The following is an 18,376-nucleotide window of genomic DNA, read 5'->3' on the forward strand; positions in this document are numbered from 1 at the left end:
CAATCGCCGATTGCCGGCATGCCGATTCTCGAGGCCTACAAGGCCAAGACGATCATCGTCAACAAGCGTTCGATGGCCGCAGGCTACGCCGGGCTGGATAACGAATTGTTCTATCTCGACAAGACGATGATGGTGTTCGGCGACGCGAAGAAGGTCGTCGAAGAGATGGTCAAGGCCGTCGAATAAGGCGACGCACAGGCGTCACCGGCGAAGCGGGGCTGCATAGCACGGCAAGGCGCAGCCCCGCGCTACAATGCGCGCTTCTCATTGCCCGCTGGAATCGCGTCATGACGCTCGGTATCGTCGCTGCTCTGCATGAAGAAATCGCCGATCTGCTCGCCGAAATGGCCCCCGGGGCCCACGTCGAACACATCGGCATGCGCGACTACCATGTGGGCACACTGCACGGACACGACTGTGTCATCGTGCTTGCACGCATCGGCAAGGTCGCGGCGGCGGCCACCACCACCGCACTCATCCACCGGTTCAACGTCGATGAAATCGTCTTCACCGGTTTGGCGGGCGGTCTCGCCCACGGGTTGTCAGCCGGCGACGTGGTGATAGCGGACACGTTCGTGCAGCACGACATGGACGCCAGCCCCCTCTTTCCTCGCTACGAAATCCCGCTGCTCGGCCGTGCCGCCTTCGACACCACACCCGCACTGCGCGACGCGCTCGCACAGGCCACGCGCGAATGGCTCGCCGATGAGATGGCGGCACAGGTGTCATCCACGTTGCGCGACGAGTTGCAGATGACCACGCCGCGCGTGCACATCGGCCAGATCGCGAGTGGCGACCGGTTCGTCTCAAGTGCGCAGGAAGTCGACCGCCTGCGCGCGGCGTTGCCCGAGGCACTCGCCGTGGAGATGGAAGGTGCGGCCGTGGCACAGGTGTGTCACGAGTACGGCATCCCGTTCGCGGTCATGCGCACGCTCTCCGATGCGGCCGACGACGACGCCCACATCGACTTCGCACGCTTTCTGCGCGAAGTGGCCAGCCACTACTCGCACGGTATCCTCCGCCGCTTTCTGACGGCAAAGCCGGCGTAGGCAGGCGAGCACGCCATCGGCGGCGCCTCGCGGCATCCGCGCCGGAACACGGCGTGCGCATCACCCGCCCCGTTTCGACAATTCCGGCGCGCGATCTCGACATCATGCGCGGGCATCCTTCCCGACAATGCCTCCTCTCACATTGTCGGAAGGAAAACTGTCGATGAACGTTGGAAACTGTCACGTCGCGCCAGGCACGGCGGCGCACCTGAATGCGTTGGCCCTCGAGCCGATCTACCGGTCGCTCAGTTGGAGCGACGTGGTTCAGATCCGGGCCCTCAATCCCAAATGCAATCCGACAAAAGAGGCGGTCGCACTCGCCGCCGAGCATCCGGATAGCGTGTTCGGACGCGAAATCGAGCCTTACATTGGCAAGACCCCCATCGGCGAGTTCGCACGCGATGCGCAACAACGACTGGCGCTGCGCCGGCTTGCGGTGCTGGAGGACCATGAGGTAACGGTGGACTTGCTCAGAGACGCCGGCCTGCCGGAGGCGATTGCCGTCGACCTCCTGCAACGGCTGCTCGCGCGTCCGACGCAATGGACGATCTTCGAGCGGCTAGTGTTGACGCCGAATCTCAACGCGTGGGCACGATCAGTGCTGGAGCGAGACGAGACCGTGCATGTCGCCGACGACGTCCTGACACTACGCATCCTGCAGGCCTTCGGTCATGACGTCGCCGTGCCGTGGTCATTCGATGTCACCAACAAATGGGTGTATTTCTACAGCGCGTCGACGAGTGAGACGGGAAGTCTCAGGGAACTGCTTGAAATCGCGACCATGGATCGGACGGACGACGACTGCGTGCGCGACGCCTGCCGCCGGGCGTATCAGGCTTTGGCGCACACGCATCACGGCACCACCGGGCAGGTCTGGCCCCATTGGGAGGTGCGTAATGGTCTCTGGGAAATATCACCGGACCCGCGCGGTGCGACCTTCCGCGACGACATCGTGTCCCACAATCCTGTCACCTGCGAAACGGAGCGTTGGCTCAGGAACGTGACGCTGATCGGTTACCTCGACCTTGCGGGCCATCCTGCCCGCACCGGCCCCGACTACGACAGCGATCTATCCGACCCCGACAACCTGACGTTCGATCCGGCACAAGCGCCCATCCGGCCGAGCGAGTTGCGGGATCGCCGCGAGGCGTCGCCATCCCGGCGACGGGCAGTGCGCGTCGCGCCGCCGCCGCCGACCCTATCGCTAAACTCATCGGCAAACGCGTCGGCAAACGCATCGCTGGCCATATCCCCGGCCCCCGGTTATCGGCTCACGGGTTCCTCCGACGATAGCCGGTAAGCTCGCCCGATTCGCGTCGCCCGGAAAGCAAAAAGACCGGCAATCACCGGTCTTTTTTACCCTCGAGCAACGACGCGCTTACGCTTGCGGTGCGCTGTCTTCGCCCTTGCCTTCGCTATCGCCACGCTTGCGCACCGAACCGGCAATCAGGTCGAAGCGGAACAAGCGGCATTCGAGCGCACCGTTGTACAGCGGTGTGCGGCGCGATTCGCGCAGACGCATCTGGCCCGGCAGGCTCATGTCGGCCGTCAGCAGATAGGCGCTCCAGCCGGTGAAGCGTTGCTTGAGGGCGTCGCCGAAGGCACGGAAGAACTCCGCATCCACGCCATCCGGCTGGTTACGCTGAAACCCGCCCCGATTGCCTTGCACGTCGGGAGAATAACGCTCGTCGTCATCGCGACCGTCACGCGCATCACGTCCATCACGCGGCGCACGGCGCCCGCGCACTTCGATACGCTCGCCGTACGGCGGGTTCGCCACGATGATTCCCGGACGATCCACCGGCGGCGACATGTCACGTGCATCGACCTGCTTCAGGCCGATGTCGCCCACGCCTGCACGCTCCAGATTGGCACGCGCCTTGACCAGCATGTCGCCCGAAATATCGCTGCCGAAAATCGTCGACGGCACACCACGCACGCGCGCATCGCGTTGCGCGTCCATCGCCTGCACTTTCAGCGTCTGCCACGCCGTGATGTCGTAGCCCTTGAGCTTCTCGAAGCCGAAGCGGCGGCCCGCGCCCGCAGGCACGCCCAGGGCGATCTGTGCGGCCTCCGCGAGGAATGTGCCGCTGCCGCACATCGGGTCGTACAGCACCATGTCGGCGGCTGTGTCGGTGCGCCAGCCGGCCAGCCGCAGAATGCCGGCGGCCAGATTCTCGCGCAACGGCGCGGCGCCCTTGTCCAGACGCCAGCCGCGTTTGAACAGCGCTTCGCCCGAGGTGTCGAGATACAGCGTGGCGTCGGTCGCCGTCAGGAAGGCGAACACGCGAACATCAGGCTCCGACGTATCGATGTTCGGCCGCGAGCCAGTCTTCTCGCGCAGGCGATCGCACACGGCGTCCTTGATGCGCAGGGTGACGAACTCGAGGCTGCGCACCGGCGCCTTGATACCGGTGACATCCACACGCAGGGTCTGCTGATAGCCGAACCACTCTTCCCAGCGCTGACGCAGGGCGAATTCGTAGATGTCCTGTTCCGTGCGATAGCCCTGCTGGGCCACGCGCAGCAGGACACGGCTCGCGATGCGCGAATGCAGGTTGGCGGCCATGCCGGCCGCCCACGGACCGGCGAAATGCACGCCACCAGGCACCTGTTTGCCGACCGACACGGGAGCCAGACGCCCCAGTTCAGCCAGTTCGGCGGCAAGCGCCTCTTCCAGTCCGCGAGGACAGGGCGCGAAGAATTCGAAGGAAGCCATTTCGATGCGTACGACCGGCACGCGAAGTGCCGGCGGAGGGAATAAACCGCTATTGTACGCGCGCCGGCCCGGCCGACGTCAGCGGCAAGCCACCGGGGCACGCGGCAAGTTTGTGCAGCAGCGTCTCGACGATGGCGTCGGGCGACTCACGAATGTCGATGACCAGCGCGTCGCGCGGCTCTTCGAGCGTGTCGAACTGGCTTTGCAGCAACGCCGGATCGAAGAAATGCCCCGAGCGCGACGCCAGGCGCTCGCCGATCACTTCGGGGGCTCCCTTCAGGTAGACGAACACGACGTCGCCGTCGTGCTCGCCCAGCACATCGCGATACCGCGAGCGCAATGCCGAACAGGCGAACACATGATGACGCCCCGCCACCCGGCGCGCGACGATGGCCTCACGAATCGCGGCAAGCCACGGTGCGCGGTCGTTATCGTTGAGCGCCTCGCCGCGACGCATCTTCTCTATGTTCGCGGGACTGTGAAACGAATCCGCGTCGGAAAACCCGCAGCCCAGACGGTCGGCAAGTTGCTGCCCGACCGTGCTCTTGCCGCTGCCCGATACGCCCATTACCACGACGATCATGGCTCGCCTCCTTATCACTTACCGACCTGCTGACCTGCGTCAGCGTGTTGCTGGCGTTGCGCTGCCTGCATCCTGAGCTCAGACCACCGTCGCAAGACCAAGCGTGAGCAGCAACGCCACTACCGAAATGATCGTCTCGCAAACCGTCCAGGTCTTGAACGTCTGCGGCACGGTCATGTTGAAGTACTCCTTGACCAGCCAGAAGCCGCCGTCATTCACGTGCGACAGAATCAGTGAACCCGCGCCCGTGGCCAGCACCATCAACTCAGGCTTGACCGTGGCGCCAGCGGCCGCCGCGATCGGCGCGACGATGCCGCATGCGGTGGTCATCGCCACCGTGGCCGAGCCCGTCGCGATACGGATCAGCACCGCCACCAGCCAGCCCAGCAGCAGCGGCGAGAGGTTCGCGTGCGTGGCCACATCGACGATCGCCTTCGACACACCGCTGTCCATCAGAATACGCCCGAAACCGCCACCCGCCCCCACCACCAGCGTGATCGTGGCAATCGGCGCCAGACATTCGTTGGTGAATTTCAGGATCTGGTCGCGATTGAAACCGCGCCGCTTGCCGAACGTGAAGAAACTCACGAGCGTGGCGATGAGCAGCGCCATCACCGAGTTGCCGATAAGACGCAGAAAGTCGTTGGCAAACGTCTTCGGCGCGAAGAACAGATCGGCCCAGCTACCGATGAGCATCAGAATCACCGGCAGCAAAATCGTGAACAGCGTGATGCCGAAGCCCGGCAGTTCGTTGAGCTGACGGTCCTTTTCCACGAACTGGGCCAACAGCGGATTGTCCGGATTCGGCACCACGTAACGCGACATCAGCTTCGCGAAGAGCGGACCGGCAATCGCGGCCGTCGGAATACCGACGATCAGCGCGTACATGATGGTATGGCCGATGTCCGCGTTGTAGGCCGTCACGGCCAGCAAGGCGGCCGGGTGCGGCGGAATCAGACCATGCACGACCGACAGACCCGCGACCATCGGAATGCCCACGAGCACCATCGACGTACCGGTACGCTTGGCCACGTTGAACGCAATCGGAATCAGCAACACGAAGCCGACTTCGAAGAACACCGGCAGACCGACGATGAACGCGATCACGACCATCGCCCAGTGCACGTTCTTCTCGCCGAAGAAGCCGATGAGCGTGCGCGCAATGCGCTCGGCGCCACCTGACTCGGCCATCATCTTGCCGAGCATCGTGCCAAGGCCCACCACGAGCGCGATATGCCCCAGCGTATTGCCCACGCCCGTCTCGAATGCCTTGACGATACCGCCCATGGGCATGCCCACCGCCAGCCCGAGGACGAGCGAGACGACGATCAGCGTGATGAACGGATTCAGTTTGAAGCGCGCGATCAGCACAATCAGCGCGACTACCGCGACAAGCGCGTACACCAGCAGCAAGTTGCCTTGCACCGCGACCATGGGGGGTCTCCTCGTTTGGCTAGTTGGGCGGATGCCCGATGGGCTTACGCCCGATTATTGGAATCCTGTTATGGGTAAAACCGGCGTTGCCTCGCCGCCTTGCGGTTGTGTCACTCAGCCGCGCGGCAATGCCGTGGCCGCGCGGGCCAGACGCGTGATGCTGTCCCAGTCCTTCGCGTCGACCAGCGCCTTCGGGGTCAACCACGAGCCGCCCACGCACACCACGTTCGGTTGTGCGAGGTACGACGGCGCCGACTCTGCGCTGATGCCGCCCGTCGGACAGAAACGCACCTGACGGAACGGACCGTACAACGCCTTGAGCATCGGCACGCCACCCGACGGCTCGGCCGGGAAGAACTTCACTGTCTCGTAGCCGTCGGCGAGCGCCGCGAGAATGTCGGACGGTGTGACCACGCCCGGCAGCAGCGGCAGACCGGCGGCCTTGGCCGCAGCGCCCAGCGCAGGCGTGTAGCCCGGCGAGACACCGAAGCGCGCGCCGGCAGCCACCGCCTGCGCCATCTCCTCCGGACGCGTGAGTGTGCCCACGCCAACGATCAGTTCGTCGGACAGCCCTGCCACGTGGCGAATGACGTCCATCGCCGCCGGTGTGCGCAGCGTGATTTCGAGCACCCGCACGCCGCCCGCGAGCAACGCGCGCGAGACTTGCTCGCCCTGCTCGACGCTGTCGAACTGGAGCACCGGAACCACGGGGCCGGCACGAACGATGTCATTGATGTCCATTACGTTTTCCTTGAATGCCGTGACGTGTGCTGCACGTCACTCAGTACCGAAGAACACGGAAGCGCCGGTTTCCGCCGCACCCACTGCCGCGCGCATATGGCCGAACAGCACACGCCCGGTGTCGTCGCCCGAGACCGGCACCGGTTCGATCGCGCGGTCCGCCCATGCCTGCGGCGCCACCTCGGCGTGCAACATGCCGGCGTTTGCGTCGAGCACGATCAGATCGCCGTCGCGCACACGGGCGATCGGGCCACCGCCGGCCGCCTCGGGCGACACATGAATCACGGCCGGCACCTTGCCCGATGCACCGGACATCCGGCCGTCGGTCACGAGTGCCACGGCGAACCCTTCGTCCTGCAAGACACCGAGCAGCGGGGTGAGGCGATGCAGCTCGGGCATGCCATTGGCGCGCGGCCCCTGGCCACGCAGCACCACGACCACGTCGCGATGCAGCTCGCCGGCATCGAACGCGGCCTGAACCGCTTCCTGCGAAGTAAATACGCGTGCCGTTGCCGCCACGCGCCGATGTTCCGGCTTGACTGCCGAGACCTTGATGACGCCGCGCCCCAGATTGCCGTGCATGAGCCGCAGTCCGCCATCGGGGGCGAACGGCTCGGCATGGCCGCGCAAGACGTCACGATCACCACTGTAGGCGCTGCCGGTGCGCCACGCCAGCCCCTCGGGCGAGAGCCACGGCTCCGCGCGGTAACGGGCGAGGCCGGGGCCGGCCACGGTCGTCACGTCGCCGTGCAGCAGGCCCGCATCGAGCAATTCGCCGATCAGGAAGCCCATGCCGCCGGCCGCGTGGAAATGATTCACATCGGCTTTGCCATTCGGGTAGACGCGCGCCATGAGCGGGACCACGGCGGACAACGCGTCGAAGTCGTCCCAATCGATGACGACACCCGCCGCGCGGGCCATCGCCACGAGATGCAGCGTGTGATTGGTCGAGCCCCCCGTGGCGAGCAGACCCACAATGCCGTTGACGACGGCACGCTCGTCGACCACATGGCCGATGGGGGTGTATTCGGGAGTATCCGCGCCAATGGCCAGCACGCGCGCGAGGGCGGCGTCGGTCAGCGCGTCGCGCAACGGCATATGCGGATGCACAAAGGCCGCGCCCGGCAGATGCAGGCCCATGATTTCCATCAGGAGCTGATTGCTGTTGGCCGTGCCGTAGAAGGTGCACGTGCCCGCACTGTGATACGCCTGCGATTCCGATTCGAGAAGCGCGTCGCGGCCAACTTTGCCGGTCGCGTACCACTGGCGGATCTTGGCCTTTTCGTCGTTCGACAGGCCGCTCGCCATTGGCCCGGCCGGCACGAAGATCGTCGGCAGATGACCGAACTGCAACGCGCCGATCACGAGGCCCGGCACGATCTTGTCGCACACGCCGAGCATCAGGGCGGCGTCGAACATGTTGTGCGAGAGCGCAACGGCCGTGCTCATCGCGATGATGTCTCGCGAGAACAGCGACAGCTCCATGCCCGCGTTGCCTTGCGTGACGCCGTCGCACATTGCCGGCACGCCGCCAGCGACTTGCGCCGTCGCACCAAGTTTGCGGGCGGCCTCGCGCAGACGCGCCGGGTACTGTTCATACGGCTGGTGCGCCGAGAGCATGTCGTTGTAGGCCGTGACGATGCCCACGTTCGGACGGCGCTGCTCGCGCAAGATGAGCTTGTCGTTGGCCGGCATGGCGGCGAAGCCGTGCGCCAGATTGGCGCAGGACAGCGCACCGCGCTGCGGGAAGCGGCCAGCGCTCGCCTCGATGCGGGCCAGATACGCCGCACGCGTGTCGCGGCTGCGCGCGGCGATGCGCGCGGTGACTGCCATTACGGTCGGGTGCAGGGGCTTCGTTTGCTCTGACGTCATGCCGGGGAACTGGATTGCGACGCACCTAGGGTAGGTGCGATTGGGAGCGGAGTTTAGTAGAAATTCTACATCCCATCAATCAAAAGCCATCGGCGTCCGGGGTTTTACTTAGTAATTTCCATGAGTTACACGAATAGTTACCGTATAAAGAAATACCAATCCATAATATGAAATCTTGAATTTCTGTAGTTTTTGTACATTCCCGCCGTAATCAATGTGCCGAGACGCCCGCTTCCCCCCCCGAAGCGCCATGGCTTTCGGGTGCTATAGTGGGCGCCTGACCCGCCTGACCCGGCGCAGGCCCGCACGACGGGGCGCGCGAGATCGCGGCTTTATGGGGAATAGGGGAATGGCGCGTGGCGATGTCCGCTACGCGCCTCTGCTTTTGTTGGTGCCTGCCTGCCATGCTTAACCGAATCGAAGCCACGCTGACTCAATTGCGCCCGTCCGAGCGCAAGCTCGCGACCTATGTGCTGGACGCCCCGCGCGAAGTCGTCGATCTGTCGATGAACGAACTCGCCGAACGCGCCAACGTCAGCCAACCCACGATCGCCCGGTTCTGTCAGGCGGTCGGGTGCAGCGGCTATCGAGAATTCAAGATCCGGCTGGCACAGGGCATTGCGCAAGGGGTACCGTTCGTTCACCGTGACGTCCGGCCCGACGAGCCGGTCCCCGGCATCGCCAGCAAGGTGCTAGACCGCACCATCGGCAGCCTCATGCAGGTTCGCAACAACCTGTCGCCCGACAGCATCGGACAAGCCATCGACCTGCTCGCGGGTGCGCGGCGTATCGAGTTCTACGGGGCCGGTGCGTCGGGGATTGCTGCCCAGGACATGCAGCACAAGTTCTTCCGGCTTGGTGTGCCGGCGGTGGCGTACAACGATCCGCACGTCTATGGCATGTCGGCCGCGTTGCTGCGCGAAGGGGATGTGGTGGTGGCAATCTCCAACACCGGGCGCACGCAGGATCTGCTCGAAGCCGCGCAACTGGCGCGCGCGGCAGGGGCCAGCGTGATTGCGATCACGCACAGCAACTCGCCGCTGTCGCGTCTGGCGAGTGTGGCGCTGTTTGCCGACGTCGACGAAGATACCGACGTGTACTCGCCCCTGACCTCACGCATCGCTCATCTGGCCATTGGCGACGTGCTCGCCGTGGGCATGGCGCTGCGTCTTGGCGATCGCTTGCCCGCACAACTCGCCCGCGCGAAGGAAGTCATCAATCGTCGCAGAACGGCGAACGATGGGCGATAGCGGCGGCGGCATTCGCCCGCGCCACCGAATCTCACCCCTCACGCACCACTGGCGAGCGTTGCTCGATCAGCGCTGCTGCGCCTGCGGATTCACCACATTTTGCAGCGGCTTGCCGGTGAGCGCGGCAATCAGGTTGTCCGCTGCGCACGATGCCATCGCGTGGCGCGTCTCGTGCGTCGCGGAGCCAATGTGCGGCAGCGCCACCACGTTCTTCATCTTCAGCAACGGCGAATCGACCGCCACCGGCTCGCGCTCGAACACGTCGAGACCGGCCGCACGCAGATGACCAGACGCCAATGCGTCGATCAGCGCCGCTTCGTCGATCACCATGCCGCGCGCCGCGTTGATGAAAATCGCGCCCCGCTTCATCTGCGCGAATTCGCTGGCGCCGATCAAACGTTCGGTGGCCGGCGACAGCGGCACCAGCGTCACGACGAAATCGGCTTGCGCGAGCAACGCCGGCAGCGTCCGGTATTCGGCACCGTAAGCCTGCTCCGCCGCTTCGTTGCGCGACCGATTGCTGTACAGCACCTTCATGCCGAAGCCGAGTGCCGCGCGGCGTGCGACAGCCCCGCCAATGCGGCCCATGCCGACGATGCCCAGCGTCTTGCCCTGCACGTCGGTGCCGAAATATTCTTCACCGAGGCTCGACTTCCAGCCGCCCGCCTTCACCAGTTCGGCAAGCTCGACCACGCGCCGGGCGCTCGACAGAATCAGCGAGAAGACGGTATCCGCGGTGGTCTCCGTCAGCACGTCCGGCGTATTCATCAGCACAATGCCGCGACGCGTGAGATCGGGCACATCGAACTGATCGTAGCCCACTGAAATGGTGGCCCAAGCCTTGAGCTTCGGCGCCGCATCGAGCAGCGCAGGCGTCACGTTCAGGCCCACACCGATAGCGCCATCGGCACGACCCAGCGCCGCCGCGAATTCCGCCCGATTGCCGTCGTTCACCCCCTTGAACTCGGTGAGCGTGAATGACTCGGCCAACCGCGCGCGCACGTCTGGCGGCACGCCCTTGTACAACACCACTTCCGGACGACTCATTCTGTTCACTCCTGGGGGGGGTTGCCGCCACCAGCACCTGCAGGCAGCGGACGAAATCATCGGCTTGACGGGTCAGCGCTTTGCGCCGTGCGCTTCGGCAAAAGCCCGTTCGAGAAAGTCGAGGCGGTCCTGTCCCCAATAAGGCTGGCCCTCGAAAATGAACCACGGTGCGCCGAACGCGCCCGCACTCGCGGCTTCGTCGGTGTTGGCGTCGTAGGCCGCCTGCACGCTCGCGCCGTTCGAGGCCGCGAGCAGCGACTTGCCGTCGAGCGACAGGCTCTCGGCAATGGCCTGCAACGTGGCGTCGTCTGCGATGTTGCGTTCCTCGGCCCAGAGCGCCTTCGAGATTGCGGCCAACAGGTCGAGTGCCTTGTCCGTGCCGTGCGCGAGTTGCGTGGCAACGATCAAACGCGCGGCCGGATCGCCCGCCACCGGGAAGAACTTCGGTTGCAGGTTGAGCGGCATGCCGAGGTACTTCGACCAGCGCGCCAGTTCGACCAGACGATACGCCTGCCGTTGCGGCGTACGCTTGGCCAGCGGCAGTCCGCCCGACCCCGCGAAGATTCGACCGAGATCCATCGGCTTTAACTGGATCCGCACGTCATAGCGGCGCGCCAGTTCGACGAAGCGCGCATGTCCCATGTACACAAAGGGCGATGGCGGCGCCACAAAATAATCACAGGTCAGATTCACGGCGGACTCCTCTTGGCTATCGGTGGTTGGCGCGCATGCGTAGCGCTTGAATGACGTGACGACGTGTGGGAATACGCCCGTTAGAACGGCTTGACGACCGCGAGAATCACCGCGGCGAGCAGTCCCAGCACGGGGAATTCGTTGAAATAGCGGTACCAGCGATGCGAATGCGTATTGCGGCCGGTCTCGAACTTGCGCAGCAGACGGCCGCACGCATGGTGATAGCCCAGCAGCAGCACCACGATGAGCAGCTTGGCGTGCAACCAGCCGCCGTGGCGTCCGATGCCGTAGTACAGCCAGAGGACCAGTCCGAAAGCGAGCGCCGGCACGGCCAGAATCGTCATGAAGCGATACAGCTTGCGCGCCATGAGCAGCAGCCGTTGCGTGGCGGCGGGATCGCTCTCCATTGCGAGGTTGACGAAAATGCGCGGCAGATAGAACAGCCCGGCGAACCACGAGGCGACGAAAACGATGTGAAGCGCTTTGATCCAGAGCATCGGGGACAGTGGCCCGCACGCAGGCCGTCGAATATTTTGAACAGCAAGCAATGTACAACAATCCGCCGTGTCGCGATGTGCAACCCTGCCCCCTTCGGGCGCGACGCCTGCGGCATATCGACGCGCCGGGCACGCGCGGCCGTCCGGCGCAGCGGGGCAACGCTCAGGAGCACGACATGAGCGCGTCTCGCCCGATGAAACGCAACTTCGGCGACGCCCCCGTGCGGCTGTGCCAGAATACAGGCCATATTGGCTTCTTTGCCCGCATCGGCCTGTGCGCCGAACATTGGCCCCCGCATGAGAATTCTTGGCATCGACCCCGGGCTGCGCGTCACCGGCTTCGGCGTGCTCGAAAAGCACGGCACCCGTCTGCAGTATGTGACCAGCGGCGTCATCCGCACCGGCGAAGGCACGCTGCCCGCGCGGCTGCGCATCATCTTCGAAAGCGTGGCGGAACTGGTCGACACCTATCGGCCCGATCAGGCCGCCATCGAAAAAGTGTTCGTCAACGTCAATCCGCAATCCACGCTCCTGCTCGGACAGGCGCGCGGTGCCGCGATTACTGCACTGTCGGTCGGCGGACTCGAAGTCTTTGAATACACGCCGATGCAGCTCAAGCAGGCGGTGGTCGGCTACGGACGCGCCCGAAAGGAACAGGTGCAGGAGATGGTCACGCGTCTGCTCACACTCACCGGCACACCGGGCAAAGACGCGTCCGACGCCTTGGGCGTGGCCATCTGTCACGCGCATAGCGGCGAGACCTTCGCGGCGCTGGCCGAGGTCTCCCCCACTCTGGCGGCCAAGGGCCTGCGCGTGCGGCGCGGACGCCTGATCGGTTGAGCGCCGCCCGCGTCGTGCGTCGCGGGAAATCCCGTCGCCCTGCCCCGGCAAGCGACGTCCGAAGCGCTACAATGCAGCCATGATCGAAACCGACAAACTCGCCGCCGAGCGCATCATTGCGCCCACCCCGGCCTCGCCCAACGAAGAAGCCTTCGAGCGCGCGCTGCGCCCCAAGCTGCTCGACGAATACGTCGGTCAGCGCAAGGTGCGCGAGCAGTTGGAAATCTTCATCGAGGCGGCCCGCAAGCGCTCGGAACCGCTCGACCACGTGCTGCTGTTCGGGCCGCCGGGTCTGGGCAAGACGACACTTGCCCACATCATCGCCCGCGAAATGGGTGTGCATCTGCGCCAAACGTCGGGCCCCGTACTCGAGCGCCCGGGCGACCTCGCCGCACTGCTGACCAATCTCGAAGCCAACGACGTGCTGTTCATCGACGAAATTCACCGGCTCTCGCCGGTCGTCGAGGAAATTCTGTATCCGGCGCTCGAGGACTATCAGATCGACATCATGATCGGCGAGGGCCCCGCTGCGCGCAGCGTCAAGCTCGATCTGCAACCGTTCACGCTTGTGGGCGCCACCACGCGCGCGGGCATGCTGACGAACCCGCTGCGCGACCGCTTCGGCATCGTGGCGCGTCTGGAGTTCTATTCAGCCGAGGAACTGGCAGGCATTGTGCGCCGTTCCGCCGGCCTGCTCGGTGCGGTCATCGCCGACGATGGCGCCTATGAGATCGCCCGCCGTGCGCGCGGCACGCCGCGTATCGCCAACCGCTTGCTGCGACGCGTGCGCGATTTCGCCGAAGTGAAGGCCGACGGACGCATCACCGCCGCCGTTGCCGACGCCGCGCTGCTGATGCTCGATGTCGACCCGGTCGGCTTCGACGTGATGGACCGCAAGCTGCTCGAGGCCGTGCTGCACAAGTTCGACGGCGGCCCGGTGGGTGTGGACAACCTCGCCGCCGCCATCGGCGAAGAGCGCGACACGATCGAAGACGTGATCGAGCCGTATCTGATCCAGCAGGGCTTCCTGCAACGCACCCCTCGCGGACGCGTCGCGACCCTCGCAGCGTTCCGTCACTTCGGCCTGACCGCCCCCGGCAGCGCGCCGGAGAGCGGTTCGCTCTGGTCCCCGGACGCCACCGGCAAATAACGCCCGCCGTCACGTCACGCTGAACGACACATGTCCTCTCACGACGACCTCCCGACACCACCTCCGGCAACGCCTTTGCGGCCCGCCGGACCGGTGACGGGTGTGTCGGGACACGTACGGCACGCTATCGCCATGCGGCTGGTGAGCCTGACATCAGGCCCCGGTGCACCGCGTCTGAATTACGACACTCCGGCGGGCGACCCCGGCCTGTTCGGCCCCGGCGCTGCCTGCTGGCATGTCCATGGCGACTTCACCTCGATGATGATCGGCGGCATCAGTGCGCTGCTGATGCAGTCGCTGCACCCGCTCGCGATGGCCGGTGTCTGGGATCATTCGACCTTCCGGCAGGACGTGATCGGCCGCTTGCGCCGCACAGCGACGTTCATCGGCGGCACAACGTTCGGGAACACCGCCGACGCCGAGGCGCTGCTCGAACGCGTGCGACGCATCCACCTGCAGGTCAAGGGCACCGCGCCCGATGGCCGCCCCTATGCCGCCTACGATCCCGACCTGTTGACGTGGGTTCATGTGGCAGAGACATCGAGCTTCCTGCGCAGCTATCTCGTCTACAAGAATCCGGCGTTCACGCGCGGCGAGCAGGATCGCTACTACTCGGAAGTCTCGCGCATTGCCGTGGCGCTTGGCGCACGCGATGTGCCGATGAGTGTGTCGCAGATCGACGACTATCTCGCCGCAATGCGTCCGTCGTTGTGCGCGAGCGAGCGCACCGAAGAAGTCGTGCGCGTCTTGCGCAACTTACCGGCACCGTTCGCTGGCGCGCGCGTGTTCAGCGGATTGTTGTTCCGGGCAGGTATCGACCTGCTGCCAGACTGGTCACAGGCGATGCTCGGTTTCGAAGCGCAGTCGATGGTGCGCCGTCTCACGCTGCGGCCTGCCGTGCGTCACATGGCACAGGTCGCCCGCTGGTCGATGCGCAACAGCGTGGCCCACCGGGCGCAGCGCCGTGCGTTGGCCACCCCCGATGTCACTGTCGTGCAGCCATCGCTGGAGCGCTGATCGAGCGCTGATCGCGCATCGAATTGTCGTTTCGCCGCCCGGGGCGAGAGGCCTAAGTCAGACGGCTTACACCACCCTGGGATCAACGCGATCCGTGGCCGCAGCACCGACGTCTGCCGGCTTGTCGTTGCTTTCGTCGCGCACGGCATCGTCCAGGTGCGTGACATCCCCCCAGCTCAGCACATGCCAACGCTCGCCGTCGTAGGCCAGACGGTTCACGCTCGCATTGAGCAATGGATAGGAACGCGGTTCGTTCAGCGCAAGTCCCGTCGCCAGTCGATAGCAGCAGTCGAGCACGCCGCCATGCGCCACCAGTGCGAGATGCTGGCCCATGGCGTCGCGCACGAGGTGTGCGATGAAATCCGTGATGCGCGTGTAAAAACCCCGCGTCGACTCGCCGCCGGGAATCACGAAATCGGGATCGCGGCTCTGCCAGCGCGAATAGTCCTGCGGAAATTCCGCCTGAATCTCGTCGGGCACCCGAGTTTCGAAGATCCCGTAGTGACGCTCCCGCAGACTCGCCGTGCGCACGAGCGGCACGCCGCACGCGTGCGCGACGGGTGCCGCCGTCTGCACAGCACGCTGCAGATCGCTCGTGAGCACGCGATCGAATACACGTCCATGTGCGGCGACCTCGCGCGCGATACGCGCTCCCAGCAACACCGCCTGACGCTCACCCTCGGTCGACAGCGGGATGTCCGTGTGCCCCTGAATCCGTCTGACGCGGTTCCAGTCGGTTTCGCCGTGGCGAATCAAAGTGAGGGTAGTCGTCGTGCCGGTCATCGATGCGAATACGTTTTGCGTGAGTCCAGGGGAAAAACGGCAAGCGGGCGGGGTTGCCGTCAGGCGACCTTCGGATTGAGCGTGTAGGTGCCGGTTACGCTGGCACTGCCGAGCACGTGCGGCTTGATCGCGGCGAGCACGTCGTCGCCACCGAAGCGGCCTTCGAGCGGAACGCGGGCGACGTCGAGCGCATACACGGTGAAGTGGTAGTGGTGCACGATCGTGTCGTTCCACGGCGGGCACGGGCCGTCGTAGCCGTAGTAATCGCCCTTCATGCTCTCGTCGCCCGCGAACCACGCGGTGTAGTCGTTCACCCCGTGACGCATGCCGTCGAGTGCGTCCGGGCCGAACTTGCCACGCGGCGTGACGTGATTGCTATGGCTCGCCGCAGGGATCTCGGAGACCGATGCCGGCACGTCGACGAGCACCCAGTGATAGAAATCGACGCGCGGCAGATCCGCCGGCACTTCGCGGCCTTCCTTGTTGACGTCGTCGCCCTGGCTCGGCACGTCGCTGTCGGTGCAGATCACGACAAACGAACGCGTACCGGCGGGCACGTCGGACCAGGCCAGATGGGGATTCTTGTTCTGCGACAGCGCCACGTGCGACTGCGCATCCGGTTTGCCGAAGGCGAACTGTGCATCCATCGCCGCATTACCGGCAAACGAGTCACTCCAGACTTTCATCAGATTCTCCCAAGCATTGTCATTTCGGAACCCGACGACGGTATCACACCGAGGCGAATCCCGTGCAATAGGCCACGCACATCAGGACGAATCCGAGCGATTTTCGGGATAAGACGAGTGGCACGAGCGGCGCCGTGCCACCGCGGACGCCTCAGACAGTGTCGGGACGTGTCTGAAGCCAGAACGTGACCGGTCCGTCGTTCACGAGCGAGACGCGCATGTGTGCGCCGAACTCGCCGGTTTGCACGATGGGATGGCGCGCGCGCGCCTGCTTGACGAAATGATCGAAGAGCCGTTTGCCGTCCGCCGGACTCGCTGCCGGGGTGAAACTCGGACGGGTGCCGCTGTTGGTGTCGGCCGCCAGCGTGAACTGCGAGACGAGCAGCAGACCGCCCGCCGCCCCGTTACCGTCGAGACTCGACACGCTGCGGTTCATCTTGCCCGCGTCGTCCGAGAACACACGGTAGCCGAGCAGCTTCGCGAGCAGCTTGTCCGCACTCGCCTCGGTGTCGCCACGTTCGGCGCATACGAGCGCGAGCAGACCCGGCCCGATGGCGCCGACGGTGCGGCCTTCGACCGTCACCGCGGCTTCGAGCACACGTTGGATGAGCGCGATCATCGCGAGGGGTTCAGTCGTGAGGCCACTCGACCGGCGACGCTCAGGCGAGCGTCACGCGGGCGAAGCGGCGTTTGCCCACTTGCACGACGTAGGTGCCGGCTTCGATTTTCGCGCCCTTGTCGGACACGGCCTCGCCGTCGATGCGCACACCGCCCTGTTCGATGTTGCGGTTGGCTTCCGACGTCGACGGCACCAGGCCCGCCTGCTTGAGCAATTGCGCGATACCCAGCGGGGCGCCGTCGAGCGAGACTTCCGGAATGTCGTCCGGCACGCCACCCTTGGCACGTGCGTTGAAGTCCTCGAGTGCGCGCTCGGCGTCGGCCTGCGAGTGGAAACGCGCCACGATCTCCTGCGCGAGCAGCACCTTCACATCGCGCGGATTGCGCCCGCCTTCGACATCCTTGCGCAGTTGGGCGATCGCTTCGAGCGATCGGAACGAGAGCAGCTCGTAGTAGCGCCACATCAGATCGTCCGAGATGCTCATGAGCTTGCCGAACATTTCGCTCGGCTTCTCGCTGATGCCCACGTAGTTGCCCTTGGACTTCGACATCTTCTCGACGCCGTCCAGCCCTTCGAGCAGCGGCATCGTCAGAATGCACTGCGGCTCCTGACCGTACTGCTTTTGCAGTTCGCGGCCCACGAGCAGGTTGAACTTCTGGTCCGTGCCGCCAAGCTCCAGATCCGACTCCAGCGCCACCGAGTCGTAACCCTGCATGAGCGGGTAGAGGAATTCGTGAATGGCGATGGGCACGCCGCCCTGGAAGCGCTTCGTGAAGTCCTCGCGCTCGAGCATGCGCGCCATGGTGTAACGCGACGCGAGCTTGATCATGCCATCGGCGCCCAGCTTCATCGACCATTCGCTGTTGTAGCGGATTTCGGTCTTGCTGCGGTCGAGCACGAGCGCGGCCTGCTCGAAATAGGTCTTGGCGTTCGACTCGATCTGCTCACGAGTGAGCGGCGGGCGCGTGCTGTTACGGCCCGACGGATCGCCGATGAGCGACGTGAAATCGCCGATCAGGAAAATGACCGTATGCCCCAGATCCTGCAACTGGCGCATCTTGTTGAGCACCACGGTGTGGCCGATGTGGATGTCGGGGGCCGTCGGGTCCAGCCCCAGCTTGATACGCAGCGGCTTGCCGGTCGCTTCGCTGCGCGCCAGCTTTTGCAGGAACTCCTCTTCCACGAGAAGCTCATCGCAACCGCGCTTGGCGATCGCCAGAGCGGCCCGCGTGGCGTCGGTCACGGGGTACTTCTTTTCCGAGGTGAGTGCGTGTTCACTTGTCATAACATCATTGTCCAGACTGCTTCAGGGTTTCCCTTAGGCAGCCAGTAAAGGCGGAGGCAGCGGCGGGTCTGCTATAATCGCCGCTCAATTCTCGGCTCGGGCCGAAGCGAC

19 protein-coding genes are annotated in these 18,376 nt (G+C 64.9%); 7 read left to right on the forward strand and 12 right to left on the reverse strand.

Annotated elements, in window-relative coordinates; genetic code table 11:
* The 3 genes from PBR20603_RS00005 to PBR20603_RS00015 form a co-directional block, all read left to right on the forward strand.
* Positions 1 to 186, forward strand: a 186-nt coding sequence (locus PBR20603_RS00005; protein WP_150557528.1) for an NAD(P)(+) transhydrogenase (Re/Si-specific) subunit beta, incomplete at its 5' end; no start/stop codon positions are given.
* A gap of 101 nt (positions 187 to 287) precedes the next feature.
* Positions 288 to 1,049, forward strand: a complete 762-nt coding sequence (locus PBR20603_RS00010) for a 5'-methylthioadenosine/adenosylhomocysteine nucleosidase (protein WP_150557529.1) — start codon at positions 288 to 290, stop codon at positions 1,047 to 1,049.
* A 163-nt stretch (positions 1,050 to 1,212) separates the two neighbouring features.
* Positions 1,213 to 2,349, forward strand: a complete 1,137-nt coding sequence (locus tag PBR20603_RS00015; protein WP_150557530.1) for a hypothetical protein — start codon at positions 1,213 to 1,215, stop codon at positions 2,347 to 2,349.
* A gap of 78 nt (positions 2,350 to 2,427) precedes the next feature.
* Here PBR20603_RS00015 and PBR20603_RS00020 read toward each other — a convergent pair whose 3' ends face one another.
* From PBR20603_RS00020 to edd, 5 genes are all read right to left on the reverse strand, one after another.
* Positions 2,428 to 3,768, reverse strand: a complete 1,341-nt coding sequence (locus PBR20603_RS00020) for a THUMP domain-containing class I SAM-dependent RNA methyltransferase (protein WP_150557531.1) — start codon at positions 3,766 to 3,768, stop codon at positions 2,428 to 2,430.
* A 49-nt stretch (positions 3,769 to 3,817) separates the two neighbouring features.
* Positions 3,818 to 4,351, reverse strand: a complete 534-nt coding sequence (locus PBR20603_RS00025) for a gluconokinase (RefSeq protein ID WP_150557532.1) — start codon at positions 4,349 to 4,351, stop codon at positions 3,818 to 3,820.
* 78 nt (positions 4,352 to 4,429) lie between these two features.
* Complete coding sequence (locus PBR20603_RS00030) at positions 4,430 to 5,785, reverse strand: GntP family permease (protein WP_150557533.1); 1,356 nt, start codon at positions 5,783 to 5,785, stop codon at positions 4,430 to 4,432.
* A 114-nt stretch (positions 5,786 to 5,899) separates the two neighbouring features.
* The gene (eda, locus tag PBR20603_RS00035) at positions 5,900 to 6,526 is read right to left on the reverse strand and encodes a bifunctional 4-hydroxy-2-oxoglutarate aldolase/2-dehydro-3-deoxy-phosphogluconate aldolase (RefSeq protein WP_150557534.1); all 627 of its coding nucleotides are present in this window, start codon (positions 6,524 to 6,526) and stop codon (positions 5,900 to 5,902) included.
* 36 nt (positions 6,527 to 6,562) lie between these two features.
* Complete coding sequence (gene edd, locus PBR20603_RS00040; RefSeq protein ID WP_150557535.1) at positions 6,563 to 8,398, reverse strand: phosphogluconate dehydratase; 1,836 nt, start codon at positions 8,396 to 8,398, stop codon at positions 6,563 to 6,565.
* 404 nt (positions 8,399 to 8,802) lie between these two features.
* On the opposite strand from edd, the gene PBR20603_RS00045 reads away from it, so the two are divergent.
* A complete protein-coding gene (locus tag PBR20603_RS00045; RefSeq protein ID WP_150557536.1) occupies positions 8,803 to 9,648 on the forward strand; it encodes a MurR/RpiR family transcriptional regulator in 846 nt (281 codons plus the stop codon).
* A gap of 66 nt (positions 9,649 to 9,714) precedes the next feature.
* Here the strand turns inward: PBR20603_RS00045 and PBR20603_RS00050 are convergent, their stop codons facing one another.
* The 3 genes from PBR20603_RS00050 to PBR20603_RS00060 form a co-directional block, all read right to left on the reverse strand.
* Complete coding sequence (locus tag PBR20603_RS00050; RefSeq protein WP_150557537.1) at positions 9,715 to 10,695, reverse strand: NAD(P)-dependent oxidoreductase; 981 nt, start codon at positions 10,693 to 10,695, stop codon at positions 9,715 to 9,717.
* Between the two features lie 72 nt (positions 10,696 to 10,767).
* Entirely contained in the window at positions 10,768 to 11,388 is a 621-nt protein-coding gene (locus PBR20603_RS00055; RefSeq protein ID WP_150557538.1) for a 2-hydroxychromene-2-carboxylate isomerase, read from the reverse strand.
* Positions 11,389 to 11,468: 80 nt separating this feature from the next.
* Positions 11,469 to 11,885, reverse strand: coding sequence for a CopD family protein (locus tag PBR20603_RS00060; protein ID WP_150557539.1), 417 nt, complete (start codon positions 11,883 to 11,885; stop codon positions 11,469 to 11,471).
* Between the two features lie 297 nt (positions 11,886 to 12,182).
* On the opposite strand from PBR20603_RS00060, the gene ruvC reads away from it, so the two are divergent.
* From ruvC to PBR20603_RS00075, 3 genes are all read left to right on the forward strand, one after another.
* Positions 12,183 to 12,725 carry a crossover junction endodeoxyribonuclease RuvC gene (gene ruvC / locus PBR20603_RS00065; protein WP_150557540.1) on the forward strand — a complete coding sequence of 181 codons (543 nt, stop codon included), beginning with the start codon at positions 12,183 to 12,185 and terminating at the stop codon, positions 12,723 to 12,725.
* 79 nt (positions 12,726 to 12,804) lie between these two features.
* Positions 12,805 to 13,875: a Holliday junction branch migration DNA helicase RuvB gene (gene ruvB / locus PBR20603_RS00070; RefSeq protein ID WP_150557541.1), complete on the forward strand. Its 1,071-nt coding sequence runs from the start codon at positions 12,805 to 12,807 to the stop codon at positions 13,873 to 13,875.
* A 30-nt stretch (positions 13,876 to 13,905) separates the two neighbouring features.
* Positions 13,906 to 14,892 (forward strand): oxygenase MpaB family protein, encoded by a 987-nt coding sequence (locus PBR20603_RS00075; RefSeq protein WP_425495774.1) that lies wholly within the window; start codon positions 13,906 to 13,908, stop codon positions 14,890 to 14,892.
* A 66-nt stretch (positions 14,893 to 14,958) separates the two neighbouring features.
* On the opposite strand, the gene PBR20603_RS00080 is transcribed toward PBR20603_RS00075, so the two are convergent.
* From PBR20603_RS00080 to tyrS, 4 genes are all read right to left on the reverse strand, one after another.
* Positions 14,959 to 15,675 carry a histidine phosphatase family protein gene (locus PBR20603_RS00080; protein ID WP_150557542.1) on the reverse strand — a complete coding sequence of 239 codons (717 nt, stop codon included), beginning with the start codon at positions 15,673 to 15,675 and terminating at the stop codon, positions 14,959 to 14,961.
* A 59-nt stretch (positions 15,676 to 15,734) separates the two neighbouring features.
* Positions 15,735 to 16,361, reverse strand: coding sequence for a YbhB/YbcL family Raf kinase inhibitor-like protein (locus PBR20603_RS00085; RefSeq protein ID WP_150557543.1), 627 nt, complete (start codon positions 16,359 to 16,361; stop codon positions 15,735 to 15,737).
* Positions 16,362 to 16,512: 151 nt separating this feature from the next.
* Positions 16,513 to 16,980, reverse strand: coding sequence for a D-aminoacyl-tRNA deacylase (gene dtd, locus PBR20603_RS00090; RefSeq protein ID WP_150557544.1), 468 nt, complete (start codon positions 16,978 to 16,980; stop codon positions 16,513 to 16,515).
* Between the two features lie 40 nt (positions 16,981 to 17,020).
* Positions 17,021 to 18,265, reverse strand: a complete 1,245-nt coding sequence (tyrS, locus tag PBR20603_RS00095; RefSeq protein ID WP_150557545.1) for a tyrosine--tRNA ligase — start codon at positions 18,263 to 18,265, stop codon at positions 17,021 to 17,023.
* Positions 18,266 to 18,376: the final 111 nt, after the last annotated feature.

This window comes from Pandoraea bronchicola (assembly GCF_902459805.1).
In the GTDB taxonomy this organism is placed as follows: Bacteria; Pseudomonadota; Gammaproteobacteria; order Burkholderiales; family Burkholderiaceae; genus Pandoraea; species Pandoraea bronchicola.